Here is a 14,607-nt window from a genome sequence, read left to right on the forward strand (position 1 = left end):
TCACCGCCCTGGGGAAGTGGTCGTGCGGTGTGGCTACTTCGGCTTGCCGAGCGGCTTGCCCTCGGGGGAGATGGCGTACCAGGTACCGCCGACGCCCTGCCCGTTGGTGTCACCGGGCTTCTTGTCACCCGCGAAGGTGTAGAGCGGCCAGCAGTCGATGCTCTGCTGCTTGAGGCCGTCCGGACGGTTCAGGACGACATAGCCGCGCCGACCGTCGTTCTTGTTGTCGATGCCCTTGGTGTCGGCGGCGTCCACCGGCTCGACGACCGGCCACTTCTCGAGGCACGCGCCGACACAGGCCGACTTCATCGGCCACGGGGTGTCCTTCTCGAAGCGGTAGACCGTCATGCCGTTCTTGTCGATGACGACCTCGCCGAGCTCCGGGTCGTTACGGGTCGACAGACCGGCCAGGTCGGCGGCCGCGCCACCCCCGCCGCCGCCTCCGCCGGACGCCTTCTTGCCGGTGGGGGCCGACGCGTACCAGGTACCGCCCACACCCTGGCCGTTGACGTCACCGGCCTTGGTGTCCTTCGCGAACCGGTACTGCGGCCAGCCGTCGATCGTCAGCTGCTTGGTGCCGTCGGTACGGGTGACCTCGCCGAGCAGGGCCTTGTCAATGCCCACCGGAGCGGCGGCGCCGGAGGCCGGGACCGGGGGCCAGGCCGTGGCGCAGTCGCCTTCACAGGTGGACTTCGGCGGCTCCGCCGTGTCCTTGTCGAAGCGGTAGAGCGTCATGCCCGCGCTGTCCGTCACCACTTCACCGAGCTTGTCGGTGTCCGCAACGGCAAGCTGGCCGGCGCTCTGGCCCTGGGCCGCGGCACCCTGTCCCGCTGTGGCGGCGGCACCGGTCTCGGTACCCGGGCTCGCTCCGGCCGCCCCCGCCGTACCGTAGCCATTGGCCGCGGGCGCCGCGCCCACGTTCTGGCTTCCGGTCGAAGTGTCCGCCTTGTCCTGACCGCACGCCGTCGTCAGCACCAGCACTGCCGCAGCTGACGCTACGAGTGAGGCGCTCCGCCAGGAGGTCTTCATTGGTAACTCCCGCTGTCGTCATAGGTGTTGCGGCGCTGCTCAGCACCGCGTATGGCCCTAGGTACGGGCGGAGGTGCGGTGAGTGTTCAAAGGGCGCACAAATTTCTTTCTGGTAACGCCCGGGACTGCCGCTCAGGATGAGGTCCGAAAGGTCGGCCCGGCCCCCTTTCGAGAGAGCCGGGTGGCGCCCTGTGGCAACCGCGCGATGTTCCGTTGTCCCTCCTTCGGGGCAATCCCGCCGCCAGTCCCGCGCGCGCGAGCGCGCGGGGACCGATGATCGCCATCGTGTCTGGACCACTACGAAACCCACCGCCCCGGTTCGCCCTCGTCATACGGCTGCTGGCGCTGTTCACCCTGACCTGGGTCGCGGGTGGTGCGCCGGCCCCCGCGGCCGCCGACGCGTGCGCGTACGCCTCCACCGGCCCCGGCGGGGGCGGCGCGGTGGCGGTGGCTGCCGCGGGGACCTGCCCGACCCCCACGCCGCCCCCGCCCCCACCGCCCTCCACTCCCTGCCCGACACCGGAGCCCTCTCCCACGCCGGAGCCGCCGAAGCCGACGCCCCCGCCGAAACCCGCCCCGAAGCCCACGCCGACACCGACTCCCCCGCCGCCGCGGCCCGCGCCTGCCGTTCCGACCGTCGAGCCGCCCGCCCCCGTGACGCCACGGCCTGCCCCCGCCGCGCCCCGCCCGGCGCCGCCCGCGCCGCCCCCGGCACCGGCTCCCAGCGCGCGGCCCGGCCCGTCACCGGCTCCGGTGAGTTATCCGCCGTACCGCGTCGGCGCACGCAAGGCCCCACCGCGCGGCGGCCCGTCCCTGGTGTCGCTGACCCTGCTCATCACCGCGCCCGCGGTGCTCGCCGTCGCCGCGCTGCGCCCGCGATGACCCCCGGAGGAACTCCTTGTCGGAATGGCTTGTTCTCGCCCTCGCGATGGCGGCTGCGAGTGTCGTCGTCCTCATCGTCACCTTCGTGCGGCACCACACGGCCGCCGAGGACGACGATCCGTCCGAAACCCCGGACGTCATCGAGTACATGACGATGATGATCGGCGTGGTGTACGCCATCGTGCTCGGCCTGGCCATCGCCGGTGTGTGGGAGGCACGGGGTGTCGCCGAGGACCACGTCCAGACGGAGGCGCACGCGCTGCACGAGATCTCCGAGCGGGTACGCGTCTACCCGCCCGACACGCGTGAGCGCATCCGGGGTGACGTCGACGCCTACGTCGACCACGTCGTGACGACCGAGTGGAAGACGATGGCGGAGCACGGCCACGTCACCGAGCGGGGGACGAAGCTGCTGGACCGGGTCCGCCACGGCATCACCGACTACGAACCGAGGACGGACTTCGAGGCCCAGGCCTACCAGCCGCTCCTGGATCAGGTGACCGCGGCGGACGCCGCGCGCACCGCCCGCGCCGAGTCCACGGCGCCGACCATGCCGGGCGTCGTGTGGTTCGGGCTGATCACGGGAGCCGTGGTGACCGTCGGGCTGATCTTCGCGCTGCAGATCCGCCGCACCCTGCGCGAGGTGATCCTGGCGGGCCTGTTCGCCGCCCTGATCGCCTTCCTGCTGTTCCTCATCTGGGACTTCGACGCTCCCTACAGCCGCGGCATCACGGCCACCGCCGATCCGTTCCTGACGCTCTTCCCCAAAGCCGGAGAGTGACGGGCCCTCACCACAACCCGCCCGGGGGACGGGCGCCACGCCGCGCCCGTCCCCCGGCCGCGGGTACGGGCTCCCCGGTTCGGCCCACACGGTTGCCCCATTCGCGCGACACCGATCGCGCCGGCGCCCGCACCTTCCTAGCGTTTCGATCATCGAGGTGCACGTACGGCGCAGCGGAAAAGGTCCGCGGGCTGCTCCTCGGGACCCGGAGGACTCACCATGCGCGCGATACGCGTCTTTTCGGCCGCACTGCTGGGCATGACCGCCCTGACCCTCACCGCACCCGCCGCCGTCGCCCGGGAGGACGGGGAGCGCGACATCACCTCGTTCGGCTTCGACGTCGCCCCGACGACCATCGCCGCGGGCGGCCGCGTGACGCTCTCGGTCAACGGCTGCCGGTCCGACACCAAGGTCACCTCCGGCGTCTTCGACACGGTGACGATCCACAAGGGACAGGGCACGGGCACGGCCACCGTCGACTGGGAAGCCAAGCCTGGCGCGGTGTACGAGGTGAAGTTCCAGTGCGGGAACGAATCCGGCCATACGGAGCTCACCATCGCCGGTGGCCGGCCGAACAGCCCGACGCATACCCCCGTCCCCCTCCACCGGGGCGTCAAGGCGGGCGTCGGCGGCTCCGCCGGCGGCTTCGACCTGGGCGAGATCGGCCTCGGGGCGGCGCTCATCGCCGGCTCGGTCGGCGCGGCCTACCACTGGTCGCGCAGACGCGCCGGCGAGCACGGCGGCTGACGCACCGGACGGCCCTTCGCCCCGGAACCCTTGTGGGTCCGGGGCGAAGGGCCGTTCACGTGCGAGGCGTCCTCGACGGGGAAAGCCGGTCGTCGCGGGTCGCGACTCAGATCTTGCTCTCGGAGCGGCGGCGCATCCAGAACACCCCGCCGCCGACGAGCGCGAGCCCCACCAGACCGCCGCCGATCGCCACGTCGGTCGGCGTGGCACCGGTGGAGCTGCTGCCACCGAGACCACCGCGGACCCCGCCGATGACGGTGAAGGCGCCGGTCTTCGTGAGTGGGGGCTTGCCGAAACACCGGACCGTGATGTCGTACGAGCCCGGGGTGGCCGAGCTGTTGACGGTCGCGGTCCCCTTCGACGTCTCGCTGTGGTTGTTGATGGGCGAGAGATTGGCCTGTGGGAACGCGTTGGACGTCATGGTGCCGCCCTTCGGGCAGCCGTCGACGGTCACCGTCAGCTGTCCGCCCCGGGCGATGACGCTCGGCGTGGCGACGATGTTGCTCGAGGTGTCCCAGGCCGCGGCCTGGGGAGCGGCGAGTCCGAGGGCGGCGACCGCTGTCACAGAGACCGCCAGGGCACGAGTGCTACGCATGTGATCCTCCGCGGAAGGCGCCCCGGGAACCGTCCCCGGGTCGATCGGCGAGAGAACGCCTCCCAGACTGACCCTCAGTTGCCGTGCACAGGGCCGCATTTCGAGAATGGTCCGTCCTGGTGAGGGGACACGCCGACAGAAAGGAACACAATCGGATATTGCCGCAGGTCACGGACCGTCAGAAATTTCCTTCCGACCCAGACTCGTATGGCGCACGGCACTCCTCCCCGCCACCCGTTCGCACTTCTCCCGTCGCCCCCCGCGCGCCGGGCGTCTAGCGTTCTCGTATGCGCGACGGACGTGGCGACGGCCGCGTCGAGAGGGGTTTGCGAATGTCCGTGTCCGAGCTGGACGAAGAGCAGGAGCGCCCCAAGAAGCGCGCTCCCTGGGGTGTCATAGCGCTTGTTCTGCTGACGGGCCTGGCTCTCATTCGGAACGGCTCGGGAGAGTTCGACGTGGGGCCCCCGCAGCCCGCGACGGCCGCCGCCGCCGACAGTGGCGCCATGGACAGGTCCCGCCCGGGCGCTCCGGCCCCGCTGTCGTTCTCCGTGGTGGACCGCATCAGGATCCCGGCGATCCGGGTCGACGCCCCCGCCGTCCCGGTGGGTCTCGACATGGAGGGCTGGGTGGACGCGCCGCCGCCGGAGGACCCGAATCTCGCGGGATGGTTCTCAGGCGCGGTCTCGCCCGGCGAGAAGGGCACCGCCGTCGTCGTGGGTCACGTCGACAACAGTCAGGGGCCCGCCGTCTTCTACGGTCTGGGCGCCCTCAAGAAGGGAAACCGCGTCGAGGTCGGACGCAAGGACGGAAAGACCGCCGTATTCGAGATCTACGGCATCGAGGTGTTCGAGAAGAACAACTTCCCCGGAGACCGCGTCTACGGAAACTCCGGAACCCCCGAATTGCGTGTCATCACCTGCGGGGGCGGATTCTCCAAACAGAACGGCTACGACGGGAACGTCGTCGCGTTCGCCCGCCTGGTCGAGGTCCGCTGAAGTTCCCCGACCGGGCGGGCGAAGGCCCGTGGAATTCCATGGATTCCCATGGAATTCCACGGGCCTAGGCCCTGTCGTCAAATTCCCGTCTGCCGCCTGGGCACGGTGATGTGATACCCCGAGTCCAGCAGCCGCGGCAGGTAGTCGCGCAGTGCGGTCACGCTCTGCGAGCGGTCGCCGCCCGCGTCGTGCGCGAGGACCACCACACCGGGGGCGGCGCCGTCGATGACCCGGTTCTCGATGGCACCGGCGCCCGGCGTCTTCCAGTCGAGGGTGTCGACCGTCCAGGCGAGCGGCTCCATGCCCAGTTCGGCGCCGATCTGGAAGGCTGCCCGGTTCCAGGCCCCGTAGGGCGCGCGGAACCAGCCCGGCCGTTCCCCGTACGCCTCCTCGATGACGTCGCAGGTGCGCTCCATCTGGGAGCGGATCGCGGACCTGCTGAGCCGGGTCAGGAGCGGATGGGACCAGGTGTGGTTGCCGACGATGTGCCCCTCGTCCGACATCCGGCGCAGCATGTCCTTGTTCTCGACGGCCATCTCGCCGCACACGAAGAACATGGCGCGCACGTCGTGGGCCTTGAGCGCCCGCAGGATGTCCGGGGTGTAGCGGGGGTCGGGGCCGTCGTCGAAGGTCAGCACCATGCTGCGGCCGCGTCCTGACATCCGCAGGAACGGTTCGTGCCGTACGAGGGTGCGCGCCGCCGTGCCGCGGGCCGGCTCGTATCCGGCAATGGGCTGCAGACGGTAGGCGGCCGGCCTCCCGGCCACCCTCCTCCTCGCCGGGGCTCCGGCGGCGGGAGCGGCGGCGGGCCGCGCCGGGGGGCCCGGATCGGCGGTGAGCAGTCGGGCCGTGCCGGCCACACCCGCCGCACCCAGGACAGCGGCGCCGGCGAGCAACGCCCGGCGCCGCGGAAGGAACTGATCCTTATTCATGAGTAATCAGTCGCCCGGTGGAGGCCCGCCGCAGCACATAGACACCGGTGCGGACGTATGAAAGCACCCGTTGAGAGCATCTGCGGGGCGGCTCGGCGGTGGTTCGCGAGCGGCAGGGGCGGGTTCCGGAGCGCTGTCAGGAGGCGGCCGGGCGGTGGCCCGGCCCGGCGGTTCGGATAGCCTCGGGGCCGTGACGGAACAGCACTCCCACCAGTTCGAACGGGGCACCGACGGGCCCAAGGTGATCGTGGTCGGTGTGGACGGCTCCGACTCCTCACTGCGTGCGGCCGCCTACGCCGCCGGCCTGGCCCGACGCCAGCGGGCGCTGCTCGCACTGGTCTACATCCAGCCGGTCATGACGGCCGGCGCCGCTCTCGGGGTTCCGGTCGCGGAGACCACCGACAAGATCGCCGAGGAGCTGGTCCGGGAGATCCGGCACGCGACCGAGCAGGTCAAGGACATATTCGACGTGCGCTGGGAGTTCCACACCTTCCGCGGCGACCCGTACAACGGGCTCGTCTCCGCGGCCGACCAGCTGAAGGCGGACGCGGTCGTGGTGGGCGCGTCGGAGCAGGCGGGGCACCGGATCGTCGGTTCCGTCGCGATCCGGCTGGTGAAGGCGGGGCGCTGGCCGGTGACGGTGGTGCCGTAGACCGCACGGCCATCCGGCTCCGGGCACCGGCAGCGGGACGGGCACCGTCTCCGGGTGCGGGTGTCACTCCGCCGTGGCGGGCGGCTTCGCCATGACGAGGCCGTCCTCGCCCGCGCCCCTGCTGAGGACGACGCGGCGGATACGGTCCCGTACGGCCTTCGCGTCGGCGTCCTGGCCGTCCGCGGTGCTGAGGTCGACGACCCGCCCCGTCCGGAGGTCGAACCACTGGGGGACGAACTCGGCCTTCTCGACCCGCCAGCGGCCGCCGGGCTCCCCGGGCGGGGCGAAGGTGAAGCGGCCGATGGAGCTCTCGTTGCCGCGCGGATCGTGGGCGCCGCTGTGGTTGACCATCGCCCCGGCGATCTGGTCACCCATGCCGTAGATCACCCAGGTGCCGTTCACCTTCTCGTACGCCTGCGGGACGTGGGCGTGGGTGCCGAGGACGAGGTCGAGGTCGGGGCGGCCGTCCGTACGGGACCCGGTGAGCCGCTCGCCCAGTTCGCGCTGCCGGAGGTCGGGCTCCTCCTGCCACTCGGTGCCCCAGTGCAGGGAGACGACCACGACGTCGGCGCCCGCCTTCCGGGCGGCCCTGGCGTCGGCGACGATCCGGTCGGGGTCGATCAGGTTGACCGTCCAGGGCGCGCCGGGCGGCAGCGGGATGCCGTTCGTGTCGTAGGTGTAGGCGAGATGGGCCACCTTCGCCGCGCCGGCCTGCATGATCGTGGGCGTGCTCGCCTCGGCCGCGCTGCGGGCGGATCCCGCGTGCCGCACACCGGCCCGGTCCAGCGCGGCGAGAGTGCGGTGGACACCGGCGGAGCCGTCGTCCAGCGTGTGGTTGGAGGCGGTGGAGCAGGCGTCGTAGCCGGTCGCGGCGAGGCCCTCGGCGATCTGCGGCGGCGACTTGAAGGTGGGGTATCCGGTGTAGTCGCCGTCCGCCCCGTACACCGTCTCCATGTGGCAGATCGCCAGGTCGGCGCGGGTCACGACGGGTTTGACGCCCGACAGCATCGGGCGGAAGTCGTAGCCTCGGCCGCCCGCGTCGGCGTGCGCCTTGTCGATGATCGAGCTGTGCGGGAGGACGTCGCCGGAGGCGACCAGCGTGAAGCTGTTCGCGGACGCGCCGGCGCCGACCGGGCTCCCGCCGTGTCCCGCCCCGCCGTCCCCCTGACAGCTCGCGAGGCCCGCGACGCACAGCGCCACGGACGCTGCTGCCACCCGCCGGGTACGCGGCGTCCTCGACATCCTCGACCTCGTTCCCGTGCGGCCCCAAACAGGCCTATGCGGTCATATCAACTTATGAGTTGATACATATCCAGAAACAGAAAGGAAGGAGAGTCAAGAAGGCGCCACCGCGGTTGGTCCGTTCGATGCGCCGGAAGGAGCCCGTTCGGACCGGACGGGGATGCGGAGGCGGAGCCTTCCGTCCCGGTTGACCGTTCGTCGTACCGTTCGTCGACGGGTTCGACCGTCTGCCGACGAGCCGTGCCGGGGCCCTGTCCCGGCGGGACGCCCTGCGCTGGCATACGGCCATGACGGCCGCCATCACCATGACCAGCAGGACGACCGCCGAGCACGAGCTGGCCGAATTGCAGCGGGAGCACGGCGCACCGCTCTTCGCCCTGATGCTGAGGCTCTCCGACGGAGACCGCCAGCGTGCCGAGGATCTGGTGCAGGAGACGTTCGTACGTGCCTGGCAGCATCCCGAGGCCCTGCGCGCCGACGACTTCGACTCCGTACGGCCCTGGCTGCTCACCGTGGGGCGACGGCTGGCCATAGACGCCCGGCGGGCCCGGCAGGCTCGGCCCGCCGAGGTCGGGGACGCCGTGCTCGAGAGCGCGCGGGTCGCGGCCGATCACGCGGAACGCTCCGTGGCGACCCTCGATGTGCGGGAGGCTGTGAAGACTCTCACTCCCGAGCACCGTGAAGTCCTGGTGCAGGTGTATTTCCGGGGGGCGAGTGTGGCGGAGGCCGCCGCGGCCCTGGGGATTCCGCCCGGTACCGTGAAGTCTCGCGCGTACTACGCGCTGCGCGCCCTGCGCCGGGTTCTTCCGGGATACGCGGCCGACCTGCGGTGAAACCGAAGGCCGAGTCAAACCTCCGTAAAGCGCCTTGCTGAGGATCATGGTTGAGCAATCTGCTGTCCTCATCCGTGTTCCGGACTGGGGCCCGGATTCGGGCGACGCGCACGCACCGGAGGAGGGCAGGAAGGGATGCTGCACAGAGGTCAAGAGAGCACGGACGGCGCCGGCGGCGGTGAACTCACCGTCCCCATGGCCTGGTTGTACGCCGAGTACATCGCCGACGAACTGCTGCGGACCGGCGACCTGATGCCACCGACGTCCTTCGAGTTCCGTGCGGGGCGTGACGCCCTGGCGCTCACGATCTTCCTGTCCGACACGAGCGGCGAACTCTCCGGCATCCAGGTGGTGACACAACTGGAGACGTGGCTGTCGCTGACGGCGTACGACCAGCCGTGGCAGGACTGGGTGGGCGAGCGCATGGCGGGGCTCGCGGCCGAGGCCGTCGAATCGGGCGGTCCCACGCCGGATCTGGATCTGGCGGCGGAGGCCTGGCGCTGGCTGGAGGAGACCGAGCTGCTCGCGCCCGACCTGGACGCGGTACCGGGCGGCGGTCCCGTCATCGGGGAGGACGACGGGCCGAAGGTCTGGACCCCGGCCTGGCAGCTGGGGCTGCCGCTCGGGCACCTGGCGATCCATCTTTTCTGACCGATCCCAGGCCGGAGTCCCGCGGCCGACTCCTCTGACCGGTTTTTTTCGATCCTCGACCAATCCGCGGGCCCGACCGCTCCGAATCTCTTGGTTGGTTTCCGGACGGGACTTGAGTGATTCGGCGGTCTCCTGCGTACCGGTGGGCAAGTAGCTACTCCCCGCACACACCCCCATCGGCACGGCACGAGGATTTGGTATGAGGTCGCTGGAACGCCACCGCGACGTCGGCGCATACGCGCTAGGCGTGCTGGACGAGGCGGATGCCTTCCGCTTCGAGGACCACCTCATGGAGTGTCCCCAGTGTGCGGTTCAGGTACATGAACTGTCCGCCACCACACGGTCGTTGCGGGCTTACGCCCAGGCGACACCGCGTACGGTGCACCCCATGACACAAGCGGGACCGGCCCTGCTGGACCGGCTCCTGGACGATGTCGTCTCGGCCCGCAGAGGCGGGCGCAGGCGCTGGCTGTTCGCGGTGGCGGCAGCCGTGGTGTTCGCCGTCGGCGGGCCCGCGGTCGCGGTCTTCACCGGGGACGAGGACGCGAACAGCAGGACGGTCGCCGCGACCGACCCGGAATCCGGGGTGTGGGCCGAGGTCACCACCCTCGACCGGGCCTGGGGCAGCGAGGTGGACCTGCGGGTCAAGAACGCCTCCGTCTCCCAGGCCTGCGAACTCGTGGCCGTCGGTCACGACGGTTCTGAGCAGGTCATCCTGAGTTGGACCGTGCCCAAGAACGCCCCACCGGCCTCCGAGGCCATGCCGGGCGCGGCCGCGATGCATCCCGGCGACGTCGTCCGCTACGAGGTACGGACCGGAAAGAAGGTACTGGTGACACTCAAGGCTCCCTGAACCGGGACTGCCTGACGGCCCGTACGCGAAGGCCCGGCCGGCCGGACACGGCTTGCGGGGCTACTTCAGGAACTTGGACGTCCTGCGGTCCGCGAGGGGCTTGCCACCGGTCTGGCAGGTGGCGCAGTACTGGAGCGACGAGTCACTGAAGGAGACCTCGCGGATGGTGTCACCGCAGACCGGGCAGGGCTCGCCGGCACGTCCGTGGACCCGCAGGCCGCTCTTCTTCTCGGCCTTCAGCCGGCCCGCGGCCAGCCCGTGGGAGCGCTCGACGGCCTCCCCGAGCGTGCCGCGCAGAGCCTCGTACAGTCGCCGCGTCTCCTGCTCGGTCAGGGCGGAGGCGAGCTTGAAGGGCGACATCCTCGCGGCGTGCAGGATCTCGTCGCTGTAGGCGTTCCCCACCCCCGCGATCAGGCTCTGGTCCCGCAGCGCGCCCTTGAGCTGTCTGCGCTCGCCCGCCAGCAGCTTCGCGAACCGGACCTCGTCGAAGTCGTCGGCCAGCGGGTCCGGTCCGAGGCGGGCCACACCGGGGACCTCCCCCGGATCCCGTACGACGTACACGGCCAGCCGCTTCTGGGTGCCGGCCTCGGTGAGGTCGAAGCCCTCCCCCGTCTCCAGGGCGACGCGCATCGCGAGCGGGCCCTTGCCGGGGCGGGGCGGCCCGTCGGGGAGCCGGTCCTTCCAGTGGAGCCAGCCGGCCCGTGCCAGGTGCGTGACGAAGTGGGGGCCGTCGGCCGTCTCCAGGTCCAGGAACTTGCCGTGCCGGTGCACGGCCGTCACCTCACGGCCCTCCAGGGCGGTGAGCGGCGGGTCGTACGTCTTCAGCACACTGATCGCGACGGGCAGCACGCGAACGATCTCGCGGCCGACCAGGTGATCGACCAGGAAGCTCCTCAACGCTTCGACCTCGGGCAGTTCCGGCATGGATCCAGAATGCCACTGGAGCCCCTCAGGGGGCGCGGGGAGCAGCGCACGCCTGTCTCCCGCGCACAGCGCCCCTCACGTCCACCACGCGCGGGCCGCGGGGCCCCTCACTCCCGGTCCGGCACCAGGAACTCGCACCACACGCATTTGCCGGCGCCCCGGGCCTCCACGCCCCACACGTCCGCGAGCCGGTCCACCAGCAGGAGGCCCCTCCCGGAGACGCCGGCCTCCCCCGCCTCCCGGCGTCGCGGCAGGGCGCTGGAGGCGTCCTCGACCTCGACTCGGAGCCGGCGGTCCGGGCCGGTCAGGGCCCGCAGGGTCACGACGGCGGAACCCTCCGTGTGCATGAGGGCGTTGGTGATCAGTTCGTCGGCGATCAGTTCGATCTCGTCGGCCCGCTCCTGGGCGCCCCAGGCCCGTACGGCGGCCCGGACCATGTGCCGGGCCTCACTGAGCGCCTCGGGGTCCCCGGGCCCGACATGCTGCTGGAGCCGCCCGCCGGAGCGCTGCGCGTCCGCGGTATGACGGCGCAGCAGGAGCAGCGCCACGTCGTCCTCGCCGCCGCGCTCCTCCGCGACGTCGATGAGCCGGTCGGCGAGATCGCGGACGTCGTCGGGTCCCGTGGCGATGAGCGCTCGGAGGGTCCGCATGCCGTCGTCGAGGTCGATCCCGGGCTGTTCGACGAGACCGTCGGTGCACAGGAGCAGGGTCTGGCCGGGGCCGAGCTCGATGGTGTTGACCGGGTACTCGAGCCGTCCGAACTCGGCGGACAGGCCGAGCGGCAGGCCCCCGTCGACGGGGAGTCTGTGGCAGGCGCGGTCCGTGTCGCGGACCAGTGCGTCGATGTGGCCCGCGCGGACGACCTGCATGACGCCGGTGGACAGGTCGACCTCCGCGTACAGACAGGTCGCGAAGCGCTCGGTGTCGAGTTCGTGGAGGAACACGGAGGCGCGGGCCATGACGGTGGCGGGGGTGTGGCCCTCCGCCGCGTAGGCACGCAGGACGATGCGCAACTGGCCCATGACGGCGGCCGCGTGCGTGTCGTGCCCCTGAACGTCCCCGATGACGGCGCCCACCCGGCCGCCGGGCAGCGGAATCACGTCGTACCAGTCGCCTCCGATCTCACGGCCGAGGGATCCGGAGCGGTAGCGCACGGCGACGTCCGCGCCCGGGATGCTCGGGATCGAACGCGGCAGCATCGCCTGCTGGAGCCCCTGGGCGAGGTCCTTCTCCTGCTCGTAGAACATGGCGCGCTGGAGGCTCTGCGCGATGCTGCTGCCGAGTGCGACGAGGACGTTGCGGTCCTGGGCCGAGAAGCCGGTCCGGTCGTTGTAGAGCAGCCCCATGGCCCCGATGGGTCTGGCCTGCGCGATGAGCGGCAGGTACGCCGCCGAGGTGATGTCGAGGCCGGTGATGTGCGGCCACAGCAGCGGGTAGGACTCGGCGAACTCCTCCGGCGACTCGATGAAACGCGGGGTGAGGGTGCGCACGACCTCGCTCATCGGGTACTGCTCGTCGATGCGGGTGACCAGGGTGCCGGGCACGAAGCTGCCCTCGGGGCCCTCGGCGACCAGCCGGATGCGGCCGGCCTCGACCAGGCCCATGACCAGGCTGGTCGCACCCAGGTGGGTGACGCCCTGGTTGTTCTTCAGGACGTCGATGACGTCCTGGACCGTCCGGGCGTGCGCGAGGGCCGCCGTGGTGATCTGCACGACGTTCGTCTGCCGCAGTCGGGCCTCGTCGTCCAGGGCTGCCTGCTCGCGGCGGTCCTGGGCCTCGCTCAGCTCCTGGGTGGCGTCGCGGACGATGCCGATGATGCGGCGCGGCCTGCCGGTCTCGTCGCGCCGGATGTAGCCCTGGGTGTGGGTCCAGCGCAGGGTGCCGTCCCGGCGGCGGATGCGGAAGTACGCGCCGTAGTTCTCGCTGCCGTTCTTGAGGGACTGGGAGACGTGCGTGTCCAGGCGGTGGGCCTCGTCCGGAGGCACCCTCAGGGCCAGGTTCTCCGGGCGGCCCGCGTACTCCTCGGGGAGCACGTCGAAGATCTCGTGGGCGACCGCGTCCATCTGCATGACGCCGGTGTCCAGGTCCCAGTCGAAACTGCCCATGCGATTGAGCGCCAGGATCGGATCCGGGTGGGCGGGCCAGTCGTCCGGGAGTGACAGGGCGCTCGCACCCCGATCAACCATGAGCCCACCTTGTCAGGGTTTACCCGAATCCTCGACTCGTAGGACGCCCCGGACGGCCGCGCGGACCGTGGGCCTGCCGTCTCCACGGCCCGCGGGCCCCGCTAGTCCGGAATCAGGCCTCCGCCGTCCGGAACGTCGGGTGCGTCCGGGACGGTGTCGGGTCCGGCCGTGCCGGGCGGCGTGTCCGTGTCGTCCGGGGGCGGGACCACGTCGTCGGAGGGTGTGGCCGTCACGGTGACCGTGGGGCAGGCCGAGGGGTCCGGGGAGGCGGTGTCCGTGACGTCTTCCGTCGCGGAGGGCGCGCTCTCGCCTGGGGTGACGGTGACGGTCCCGATGGGAGTGGCGCAGTCCTCCGGGAACTCCTCGGAGGTCCCGGAGGAGCTCTCGGCCGACGATCCGTCCCGTGAGGGCTCGTCGGGCGACAGGGACGGACCGTCCGGGTCAAAACTTTGCGGGTCCGGGCTTTGCGGGTCCGGGCTTTGCGGGTCCGCCGCCGGCCGCGGGACGACACGGTCCTCGTCGCCGTCGTGGTCTCCGGTCCTCCGCTCGATCCAGGTGTTGTTCCGGACGTCGATGATCGTGATCTCGACGATCACCTGGGGGGCCGGGGTGACCAGCACTGCCCCACTGGGCCGGTAGCCGGGCCAGGGGCGGCCCCGGTGTGCCGGGCTCTCGTGGAGGGCGGCCGGCGGCTTCAGGGGGTTGCCGCAGGCGCACCGCACGCTCGGTACGCCGCGGTTGTCGACCAGGACGGCGGTGCCCGCCTGGAGCACGGCCTGGTAGCCGGCCGCTCGTCCGTCGCGGAATCCGTGGCTGGTGACCCTGGTGTCGGCGCGCAGCACGACCGGGGTCAGGCCGCGCAGGTGGCCGGCGAGGTCCGACAGGGGGATGCCCGCGGCCCGGGTGAAGGCGCGTGCCCTGGCCCTGTCGGCGGTGAGGAGGCCGGTCTGCCGTTCGACGTCGCAGCTGCCGACCCGCTGCGTACCGCTGTAGAGGCCCGGGGTGGCCCCCGAGACGGACCGGACGCCCTCCGCGGTGGCGGTGGGGCTCGGCCGGGGTGTGGGAGTGACGGGTGGCTCGGGCGCGCCGGTCGTGACCGTCGAGGCGGTGAAGGGGTCCGGGCCCCGGGCGGCCGCCGGTTGCAGAAAGACCTCGCCGCCGGGGGTGCCGGAGGCGTCGGGGGTCCCGTCCTCCCCGCCGGCGCAGCCGACGACGAGGAGCGCCGTGGAGAGCGCGCAGGCCGTGACGAGGGTTCCGGTGGGTAGGCGCACGCCGACCTCCCGTTCCGAGCGGGGCAATATGTTC

Annotated in this window: 15 protein-coding genes and 1 pseudogene; 9 read left to right on the forward strand and 7 right to left on the reverse strand. The window is 71.5% G+C overall.

What is annotated here, in order from left to right; translation table 11 throughout:
• Nucleotides 1–33: 33 nt before the first annotated feature.
• On the reverse strand, nucleotides 34–1,029 hold the full coding sequence (locus O1Q96_RS30655) for an SCO0930 family lipoprotein (protein WP_269251249.1): 996 nt from the start codon (nucleotides 1,027–1,029) through the stop codon (nucleotides 34–36).
• A 753-nt stretch (nucleotides 1,030–1,782) separates the two neighbouring features.
• On the opposite strand from O1Q96_RS30655, the gene O1Q96_RS30660 reads away from it, so the two are divergent.
• The 3 genes from O1Q96_RS30660 to O1Q96_RS30670 all read left to right on the forward strand — a co-directional run bounded on the left by O1Q96_RS30660 (nucleotide 1,783) and on the right by O1Q96_RS30670 (nucleotide 3,439).
• Entirely contained in the window at nucleotides 1,783–1,911 is a 129-nt protein-coding gene (locus tag O1Q96_RS30660) for a hypothetical protein (RefSeq protein ID WP_269251250.1), read from the forward strand.
• A gap of 16 nt (nucleotides 1,912–1,927) precedes the next feature.
• Nucleotides 1,928–2,692 carry a bestrophin-like domain gene (locus O1Q96_RS30665; RefSeq protein WP_269251251.1) on the forward strand — a complete coding sequence of 255 codons (765 nt, stop codon included), beginning with the start codon at nucleotides 1,928–1,930 and terminating at the stop codon, nucleotides 2,690–2,692.
• 219 nt (nucleotides 2,693–2,911) lie between these two features.
• Complete coding sequence (locus O1Q96_RS30670) at nucleotides 2,912–3,439, forward strand: hypothetical protein (RefSeq protein ID WP_269251252.1); 528 nt, start codon at nucleotides 2,912–2,914, stop codon at nucleotides 3,437–3,439.
• Nucleotides 3,440–3,545: 106 nt separating this feature from the next.
• Here O1Q96_RS30670 and O1Q96_RS30675 read toward each other — a convergent pair whose 3' ends face one another.
• Nucleotides 3,546–4,034, reverse strand: coding sequence for a hypothetical protein (locus O1Q96_RS30675; RefSeq protein ID WP_269251253.1), 489 nt, complete (start codon nucleotides 4,032–4,034; stop codon nucleotides 3,546–3,548).
• Between the two features lie 332 nt (nucleotides 4,035–4,366).
• Here O1Q96_RS30675 and O1Q96_RS30680 point away from each other — a divergent pair, with 332 nt between their 5' ends.
• Nucleotides 4,367–5,029, forward strand: a complete 663-nt coding sequence (locus O1Q96_RS30680) for a class F sortase (RefSeq protein ID WP_269251254.1) — start codon at nucleotides 4,367–4,369, stop codon at nucleotides 5,027–5,029.
• Between the two features lie 77 nt (nucleotides 5,030–5,106).
• Here O1Q96_RS30680 and O1Q96_RS30685 read toward each other — a convergent pair whose 3' ends face one another.
• The gene (locus O1Q96_RS30685; protein WP_269251255.1) at nucleotides 5,107–5,961 is read right to left on the reverse strand and encodes a polysaccharide deacetylase family protein; all 855 of its coding nucleotides are present in this window, start codon (nucleotides 5,959–5,961) and stop codon (nucleotides 5,107–5,109) included.
• Nucleotides 5,962–6,151: 190 nt separating this feature from the next.
• Between O1Q96_RS30685 and O1Q96_RS30690 the strand changes: the two genes are divergently transcribed.
• The gene (locus tag O1Q96_RS30690; protein ID WP_269251256.1) at nucleotides 6,152–6,613 is read left to right on the forward strand and encodes a universal stress protein; all 462 of its coding nucleotides are present in this window, start codon (nucleotides 6,152–6,154) and stop codon (nucleotides 6,611–6,613) included.
• A 63-nt stretch (nucleotides 6,614–6,676) separates the two neighbouring features.
• On the opposite strand, the gene O1Q96_RS30695 is transcribed toward O1Q96_RS30690, so the two are convergent.
• Nucleotides 6,677–7,855 carry a CapA family protein gene (locus tag O1Q96_RS30695; protein WP_269251257.1) on the reverse strand — a complete coding sequence of 393 codons (1,179 nt, stop codon included), beginning with the start codon at nucleotides 7,853–7,855 and terminating at the stop codon, nucleotides 6,677–6,679.
• Nucleotides 7,856–8,142: 287 nt separating this feature from the next.
• Here O1Q96_RS30695 and O1Q96_RS30700 point away from each other — a divergent pair, with 287 nt between their 5' ends.
• From O1Q96_RS30700 to O1Q96_RS30710, 4 genes and pseudogenes are all read left to right on the forward strand, one after another.
• Complete coding sequence (locus O1Q96_RS30700; RefSeq protein WP_217458832.1) at nucleotides 8,143–8,688, forward strand: sigma-70 family RNA polymerase sigma factor; 546 nt, start codon at nucleotides 8,143–8,145, stop codon at nucleotides 8,686–8,688.
• A 135-nt stretch (nucleotides 8,689–8,823) separates the two neighbouring features.
• Complete coding sequence (locus O1Q96_RS30705; protein WP_269251258.1) at nucleotides 8,824–9,339, forward strand: hypothetical protein; 516 nt, start codon at nucleotides 8,824–8,826, stop codon at nucleotides 9,337–9,339.
• A 199-nt stretch (nucleotides 9,340–9,538) separates the two neighbouring features.
• Nucleotides 9,539–9,637: pseudogene (locus tag O1Q96_RS44355) on the forward strand (zf-HC2 domain-containing protein); the annotation flags it as partial.
• Between the two features lie 90 nt (nucleotides 9,638–9,727).
• Nucleotides 9,728–10,192, forward strand: a complete 465-nt coding sequence (locus tag O1Q96_RS30710) for a hypothetical protein (RefSeq protein ID WP_331276120.1) — start codon at nucleotides 9,728–9,730, stop codon at nucleotides 10,190–10,192.
• Nucleotides 10,193–10,252: 60 nt separating this feature from the next.
• Here the strand turns inward: O1Q96_RS30710 and O1Q96_RS30715 are convergent, their stop codons facing one another.
• From O1Q96_RS30715 to O1Q96_RS30725, 3 genes are all read right to left on the reverse strand, one after another.
• Nucleotides 10,253–11,116 carry an Fpg/Nei family DNA glycosylase gene (locus O1Q96_RS30715; protein WP_269251260.1) on the reverse strand — a complete coding sequence of 288 codons (864 nt, stop codon included), beginning with the start codon at nucleotides 11,114–11,116 and terminating at the stop codon, nucleotides 10,253–10,255.
• A gap of 107 nt (nucleotides 11,117–11,223) precedes the next feature.
• Nucleotides 11,224–13,302 (reverse strand): SpoIIE family protein phosphatase, encoded by a 2,079-nt coding sequence (locus tag O1Q96_RS30720; RefSeq protein WP_269251261.1) that lies wholly within the window; start codon nucleotides 13,300–13,302, stop codon nucleotides 11,224–11,226.
• A 101-nt stretch (nucleotides 13,303–13,403) separates the two neighbouring features.
• Nucleotides 13,404–14,573, reverse strand: coding sequence for a DUF6777 domain-containing protein (locus O1Q96_RS30725; RefSeq protein WP_269251262.1), 1,170 nt, complete (start codon nucleotides 14,571–14,573; stop codon nucleotides 13,404–13,406).
• Between the last annotated feature and the right edge of the window lie 34 nt (nucleotides 14,574–14,607).

The sequence above is a fragment of the Streptomyces aurantiacus genome, assembly GCF_027107535.1.
In the GTDB taxonomy this organism is placed as follows: Bacteria; Actinomycetota; Actinomycetes; order Streptomycetales; family Streptomycetaceae; genus Streptomyces.

Bases quoted from the DNA above. Each gene is read 5' to 3' on its own strand.
- O1Q96_RS30655 (WP_269251249.1), bottom strand. From the start codon at position 1,029: ATGAAGACCTCCTGGCGGAGCGCCTCACTCGTAGCGTCAGCTGCGGCA.
- O1Q96_RS30670 (WP_269251252.1), top strand. From the start codon at position 2,912: ATGCGCGCGATACGCGTCTTTTCGGCCGCACTGCTGGGCATGACCGCC.
- O1Q96_RS30675 (WP_269251253.1), bottom strand. From the start codon at position 4,034: ATGCGTAGCACTCGTGCCCTGGCGGTCTCTGTGACAGCGGTCGCCGCC.
- O1Q96_RS30680 (WP_269251254.1), top strand. From the start codon at position 4,367: ATGTCCGTGTCCGAGCTGGACGAAGAGCAGGAGCGCCCCAAGAAGCGC.
- O1Q96_RS30685 (WP_269251255.1), bottom strand. From the start codon at position 5,961: ATGAATAAGGATCAGTTCCTTCCGCGGCGCCGGGCGTTGCTCGCCGGC.
- O1Q96_RS30695 (WP_269251257.1), bottom strand. From the start codon at position 7,855: ATGTCGAGGACGCCGCGTACCCGGCGGGTGGCAGCAGCGTCCGTGGCG.
- O1Q96_RS30700 (WP_217458832.1), top strand. From the start codon at position 8,143: ATGACGGCCGCCATCACCATGACCAGCAGGACGACCGCCGAGCACGAG.
- O1Q96_RS30705 (WP_269251258.1), top strand. From the start codon at position 8,824: ATGCTGCACAGAGGTCAAGAGAGCACGGACGGCGCCGGCGGCGGTGAA.
- O1Q96_RS30710 (WP_331276120.1), top strand. From the start codon at position 9,728: ATGACACAAGCGGGACCGGCCCTGCTGGACCGGCTCCTGGACGATGTC.
- O1Q96_RS30715 (WP_269251260.1), bottom strand. From the start codon at position 11,116: ATGCCGGAACTGCCCGAGGTCGAAGCGTTGAGGAGCTTCCTGGTCGAT.
- O1Q96_RS30720 (WP_269251261.1), bottom strand. From the start codon at position 13,302: ATGGTTGATCGGGGTGCGAGCGCCCTGTCACTCCCGGACGACTGGCCC.